Consider the following 6,286-nt stretch of genomic DNA (forward strand, 5'->3'; position numbering starts at 1 on the left):
CGCCCCGTCAGTGCGTCTGAATGCGCGTTTGCAATTGTCCGCCGACAATCGAGATTTCTTTGAACTGGTCTGCATCACGCAGGACGAATAAAGCGTCCATGCCGCGCTCTTGTGCCAGGCGAGGGCCCTCGGTTTCGCCCAATACCAGCAGCGCCGTGGCCCAGGCGTCGGCGAGCATGCAGGAATTGGCCACCACCGTGACGGCCACGAGCGAGTTGCGCGCTGGAGCGCCCGTAGCCGGGTTCATAGTATGGGCGTAGGACTGCCCCTTCACATCGATCCAGTGTCGGTAATCCCCGGATGTTGCGATGGCAGCCTCGCTGAGTTCCATGACGCCCATGACTTCACGCACGCCCCGACAGGGTTTTTCGATGGCGACTTTCCAAGGTTGGGCGTCAGGTTTTAGACCCCCGGCACGCATCTCGCCGTCAATACCAACCAGATAGCAAGTGATACCAAACCTTTCCAGGCAGCGGGCCAGTTCATCGACACCAAAACCCTTAGCAATCCCATTCAGGTTGAGATGCAGCGGCCCACGTTTACGCACTTGATTACGCTGTCGGTCCACCACCAGTCCTGCGCTGGCGGATGGTCTGGCATGGAGTGGCAACGTACCGAGCACCGGTTGCGTGGCAGATTTTTCGCTGCAACCAAATCCCCAAGCCTCTACCAGGTCACCGACGGCGATATCAAAAGCGCCGCCAGATTGCTCGCTGACACGCAGCGCAGCCGCCAGCACCGTAACCAGTTCTTTGGGCGCAGGCACCCATTGGTGTTCGGGGGCGCTGTTGAGGCGGTTGAGATCGGAGTCGGGTTTCCAAATGGACATTTGCTGGTCTACCCGGGAAACGGCACATGCCAGGCTGCAGCCAACCTCGTTGGTATCCAGCTCGGCTCCAGCATAGAACAGGGCCGTGTATCGGGTGCCCATGGTCTCGCCATTGAGGCTGTAGCGTTGCAGTTCAGTAGACATCTTCACGGTAGCGTCCTTGTACCTTGAGGGCCTGCACACTCAGGTTGAGCGGCGCGAGTATTTCATCCAGTGCCTGCATCACGCCTTTGGCCATTTCACGGCCGCCACATACCAACACCTGAGCACCATTCTCAATCAACTGTCGCAGGATTTTCGTATCGTTGATCAGCCGGTCTTGCACGTAACAGGGATCCATCGCCTGGGAGAAGGCGGGGCGCAGTGCGGTGAGGCGGTGGTCGGCCAGGTAGCCGTTCAGCTCCGACTCGTAAAGGAAATCCGATGTCGGGTTGCGCCCGCCCCAATACAGATGCATGGGATGGTGGGCCGTGTTATTACGAATAAAACCGGCGAGGGGACCTATGCCAGTACCGGCGCCGATGAGAATCACGGGGTGAGCGCCCAAGGCCGGGCGAAATTGTGGGTTGGGCTGGATAAAGGCTTCTATCGGCGCGCCGATGTCCAGACTGTGGAGCAATTGTGAGCACAAGCCCCCTTTGTGTTTGCGTACGCATATCTCCAACACGCCGTCCTGTGAACCACAGGCCAGCGAGTAGAAACGCGGAACCGAGCTGCCAGGGGGCAGAATGCCAACCAGGTCACCGGCTTCAAAGGTGGGCAACCTTCCAGGCGCCTTGAAACGCAGTACGTGGGTGGGGGTGTCTACCTTTTCACCGTAGACGATGCGCTCGGCCAGCACCAGTCTATGGGTATGCGGTTGTTTTGCCGTGTGGACCAGCATCAGGTCATCCCCCAACACCTCGCCCAATGCGTGGCCCCAACGGGCAAACTCCTGAGAAGATTGGCGGTTGATGGTCTCCAGCCCCATCAAGGGTGAACCACCGGCCTGCAACAAGGCTTCCTGTACCTGCTGGGCGAACTGAGAGAAACGTGGAAACTGCCGGTCACCAAAGCCCAGTACGGCGAATGGCTGACCAGGCTTGAGACCGACTTTGGCCAGCCTTGCCAGAAACTGCGCAGCCTGGGCCGGTGCGTCGCCGTCGCCGTGGGTCGCGGTGAGGATGAACAGGCGCTGGGCGTTGCCGTAGTCATTGGAATACTGGTTCATCGCCGCGCTATGGACACGGTGGCCGGCCTCATGCAAAGCAACATGCAAGGCGTTGGCGAACCCCCACGTGGTGTTGTGTTCACTGCCCACCAGGATCACGCTGTCGGCGGTTTGCGCGGTGCTGTTATTGCGGATGTTGGGTCCGGATCTGCGGCGGTCCCACCACATCAGGATGCCGGTGATGCTCATCAACGGCACACAGAGTGCACAGAGGCCTAGCAACAAGCCGAGCCACCAGAGGCCCTCACCTGTATGCAGTTGATAGATCATTTCGTAGGCGTTGTGCATGGCGTCGTGGGCCTGGTAAGACAGCAAGGCGCCTGAGGCCTGGTCCACGTAGCCGTCACCCTGGGCTGTGCGTAAGGAATACACGTCCTGCGGGTTGCTGGGACTTGGATAGACCAGTTCGCGCAGGTCATTCAGATCGGTGACCTGCAAGGCTGGCAGGTTCGCCACCGACAACGCCGGGCCGGTACTGACATAGGTGGGAAAGGTGGGCTCACTTTGGCTGCCGTCGGTAATCAAGTCGAAGGTCGTGGCGCACATATAAAGCCCGCTGAGTGCCGACAGGAGCAGCCCAGGCAAGATCAGACGGCCGACTTCAGCGTGCCAGCGCTGGTTGAAGTCGCCACGCAATGGCCGCAGAAGGTTGCGCCAGCCGCCCACCCGACGGACCAACAACAGCACTCCGGAGACTGACAGTAGCAGCATGAACAGCGCGCCGACGCCCGCTACTCCATGACCTGGTGTGCCAAGCAACAGCGACCGGTGCAGCCCCTTCATCCAGCGCGAGAAGGCGGATGGTTCATAAGCCTCCAAGCCTCGACCCGTCAGTGGGTCAACCTTTTCGGCTCCAGCCTGACCGTCTTGGTTGTAGTAGACGATGACGGTCCCCGACGCTGTTCGCTGGATCTGCTCCACGCCGGGAAAGTGCTTGGCTACGCGCCCGGCCAACTGACCGACGTTGACCTGCCCGGCGGCGGTGGCCGTGCCGGCCAGGCGCTCCAGAGCCGGGTTGACCGACAAAATCGCGCCGCTGATGGCCAACAACATGACCAGCAGGGCGGCGATCAGGCCGGGCAGGGAATGAAACTGGCGAAGCATGTTCAGTCTCCGGAAACGGCAGGGGCTACAAATCGTAAGTAAAGGATTCGACGTAAGTACTGCCGGCCGCCGGCTTGCCTGCGCCTTCGGACGTCAGGGGGACACTGACATCGGCGCGGACATCACGCTTGTCTTCAACGGCACTGTCGATTCGGATCTGATACCCGGCATCGATCAGGGTATCTGCAAGCTCGACGCTGACTTTGAGTGTGCGCCCACTGCCGACACTGGCGCCGCTGACCCCGTCGAACTCACTGGGATTGAGCTTGCTTCCACGTGCCCAGTCACTCAGGTGCTTGTAATACTTGGCTTTTTTTCCGGCCACCCAAAGAGTCTTCTGGTATTGACCGTTGGCATCAGTGAGATAAATCGCCAGATACGCATCATTTCCGCTGTAGCGTTTGAGTTGGGTCGTCAGGGTGACTTCGCGGGCCTGGGCCAGCCCCGGCAGGGCGATGCTGATGGCGCCGGCGATACAGGTTGCAGCGATAAATTTTTTCATGGCCTTGTCCTTTCTTGAGCGTTGATACAGAGCCTGGACCTGCTTGCTGACAGCAACCTGAAGGGCCGCAAAATTGTCATTTGATCAACGGCTTTCCGAGGTATTCCCCGCCATCGCTGTCGGCCCGGAAGTGGATCTCCAGCTTGCGCAGGTGCAGCGATGCCGGTGAGTAGCGGGCTTCGACAACATTGCCTTGGCGGTCCAGTCCCTTGAGCTTGTAACAACCGTCGTCGACCTTGATGCGCTGCACACTCCAGCCGTATTGCCGCTCTACCTGCTGACGCAAGGTTTCGCGTGATTGCCAGTCGCTGACGGGGTCGCTGCAGTCTTCATCGGCCACCGCGTATCCGTTGAAAAGCACGCTCAATAACGCGGTACTGGCTATAAAACCTGATTTCATGATCTATCTCCTATCGAGGCGCCATCGTTGGCATAACCTACGGCGCAATCCTGACATTCACCTGAATCTTCAGATTGACCTCAGTTAAGACGGTCAAGGTTCTGCACGACACGATCACAGGAGCTGCCAGATGCGGGTTTTATTGGTTGAAGATGCGCCAGGTTTGGGGGAAGCGGTGCGAGAGCAGATAGCCGATGATGGCCATGCGATCGATTGGGTCCAGCGCCTGGACCATGCGGGTAACAGCATGCGTACCACACCGTACGATTTGATACTGCTTGACCTGATGCTTCCGGACGGTCGCGGACTTGATTTCTTGCGTCAGCAGCGTGGCGCCGGGGTCGCGACACCGGTGATCATCCTGACCGCACAGGATCAGATATCTGATCGCATCGCGGGTCTTAATGCCGGGGCCGATGATTATCTGGTCAAACCGTTCGACCTGTTCGAGCTTTCGGCACGCGTTGCAGCTGTGGCGCGCCGTTACAGCGGTAACCCCAACCCGCAGATCAAGATTGGCGAACTGCAACTGGATATGAGCGCGCGTACGGTGCTGCGCGCCGGTACCACAGTGGACCTTACGGCGCGGGAGTGGGCATTGTTCGAGGCCTTCGTGCAGCGCCCTGGCGCGCTATTGTCCAAGTCGCAGCTTGAAGAGCGCTTATACGCCTTCGGCGCCGAAATCGAGAGCAACACTATCGAGGTGTACATCAGCCGGCTGCGCAAGAAGCTAGGTCGTGACGTCATCGAAACCGTGCGTGGCATGGGCTACCGGCTGATATCCCCATGAGCGCCTCGGGCAGTCTGCAAAAACGTCTTGGCGTTGGATTGACGCTGGGCATGACCTTGCTTTGGCTGGCGGCGACCGTCGGCACATGGCGGGTGGTGCAACATGAGTTGGATGAAGTGTTCGACAGCGCCCTGGAGGAAACCGCGCAACGGATCCTGCCTCTGGCTGTTCTGGAAATCAGCAATCGCGAAGAACCGCAAAGCGCACAACTTGTGGCTACCTTGAAAATGCACAAGGAACATCTGACCTACCTGGTGCGCGATGCCAGGGGCAAGATCCTGATGCAGTCTCACGATGCCAACCCGAAGATATTTCGCAAAACACCGGCTGAAGGTTTCTCCACAACCGAAAAATATCGCCTGTATGGCGCCAGTGCGTTACGCGATTCGGTGTTCATCGAAATCGCCGAACCTCTTGACCATCGCCGAGAGGCCGCGCGGGAGGCCTTGCTGGCCTTGTTATTGCCGTTGTTGGCGCTGATTCCCATCAGTTTGGTGGGCACTTGGTTATTCGTACGTCTGAGCTTGCGCAGCGTCATGGCCTATCGGCGTGCCGTGGAGGCCCGGGGGGCGGGTGACCTTTCGCCGATCAAAGTGTTGCGATTGCCAGCAGAGATCGATCCGCTGGCTGAGGCGGTCAACCATCTGCTCAAACGTTTGCGCAAGACCCTGGAGGCCGAGCGTAGTTTCACCGCCAACAGTGCCCATGAACTGCGTACGCCACTGGCTGCGACGCTGGCGCAGGTCCAGCGACTGCGCCAAGAAGCGCCTGAAGGCCCCTTGCGGCTGCGTGCAGCGAAGATCGAAAACTCGTTGCGCGAGCTGGCCCGGCTCTCGGAAAAACTCATGCAATTGGCCAAGGCTGAGGGCGGTGGGCTGTTGGCGCAGAGGCCTCAGGACCTCATCCCGTTGTTGGCCCATGTGGTCGATGAGTGGCGTCAAAGCAGCGGTCGCCAGATCGAACTCTTGCTTCCGGCTCAGGCCGGCGTCTACTCGACCATCGATCCAGACGCTTTTGGCATCCTTTTGCGCAACCTGATCGAAAATGCCTTGAAATACGGCGCGACGGAGCACCCCCTGGAGGTCAGCCTTTCTGACCAGGCGCAACTGCGGGTGGTCAATGGCGGCCCGGTAGTGCCGCCGGCCAGATTGCAGCGCCTGACCGAGCGTTTTGTACGCGGTCAGAGCGACGCAAGCGGGTCAGGATTGGGATTGGCGATCGCCAAAGCGATTGTGCTGGGGATCAACGGACAAATAACACTGGCATCGCCGGCGAAGGACCGCCAGGACGGATTCGAAGTCAGCGTATGGTTACCGCTCGCCTCGACGACCCAAGGTTGAAAAGCATGTTTTGCACGTGCTGCAGCCTTGGGCTCGGTTTGGTCAGGGAAGCAGGCGGGGGGACCCCCGCCACACTTATTGCTTGCGACCCGGCAGCGGCGGCGTCCGCGG

6 protein-coding genes are annotated in these 6,286 nt (G+C 59.5%); 2 read left to right on the plus strand and 4 right to left on the minus strand.

The window, feature by feature from the left end:
* Positions 1-7: 7 nt before the first annotated feature.
* From GSM73_RS08470 to GSM73_RS08485, 4 genes are all read right to left on the minus strand, one after another.
* A complete protein-coding gene (locus GSM73_RS08470) occupies positions 8-973 on the minus strand; it encodes an FAD:protein FMN transferase (protein ID WP_160892411.1) in 966 nt (321 codons plus the stop codon).
* Positions 963-3,143, minus strand: coding sequence for a PepSY domain-containing protein (locus GSM73_RS08475; protein ID WP_160892170.1), 2,181 nt, complete (start codon positions 3,141-3,143; stop codon positions 963-965). The genes GSM73_RS08470 and GSM73_RS08475 overlap by 11 nt, the downstream gene beginning before the upstream one ends.
* A gap of 25 nt (positions 3,144-3,168) precedes the next feature.
* A complete protein-coding gene (locus GSM73_RS08480; RefSeq protein WP_160892172.1) occupies positions 3,169-3,645 on the minus strand; it encodes a DUF2271 domain-containing protein in 477 nt (158 codons plus the stop codon).
* 76 nt (positions 3,646-3,721) lie between these two features.
* Positions 3,722-4,045 carry a PepSY domain-containing protein gene (locus GSM73_RS08485; protein WP_139049870.1) on the minus strand — a complete coding sequence of 108 codons (324 nt, stop codon included), beginning with the start codon at positions 4,043-4,045 and terminating at the stop codon, positions 3,722-3,724.
* 130 nt (positions 4,046-4,175) lie between these two features.
* Here GSM73_RS08485 and GSM73_RS08490 point away from each other — a divergent pair, with 130 nt between their 5' ends.
* Complete coding sequence (locus GSM73_RS08490; RefSeq protein ID WP_139049871.1) at positions 4,176-4,835, plus strand: response regulator transcription factor; 660 nt, start codon at positions 4,176-4,178, stop codon at positions 4,833-4,835.
* Entirely contained in the window at positions 4,832-6,175 is a 1,344-nt protein-coding gene (locus tag GSM73_RS08495) for an ATP-binding protein (protein WP_160892174.1), read from the plus strand. Before GSM73_RS08490 ends, GSM73_RS08495 begins: the two co-directional genes overlap by 4 nt.
* Positions 6,176-6,286 lie beyond the last annotated feature (111 nt).

The sequence above is a fragment of the Pseudomonas sp. PICF6 genome (genome assembly GCF_009831705.1).
In the GTDB taxonomy this organism is placed as follows: Bacteria; Pseudomonadota; Gammaproteobacteria; order Pseudomonadales; family Pseudomonadaceae; genus Aquipseudomonas; species Aquipseudomonas rhizophila.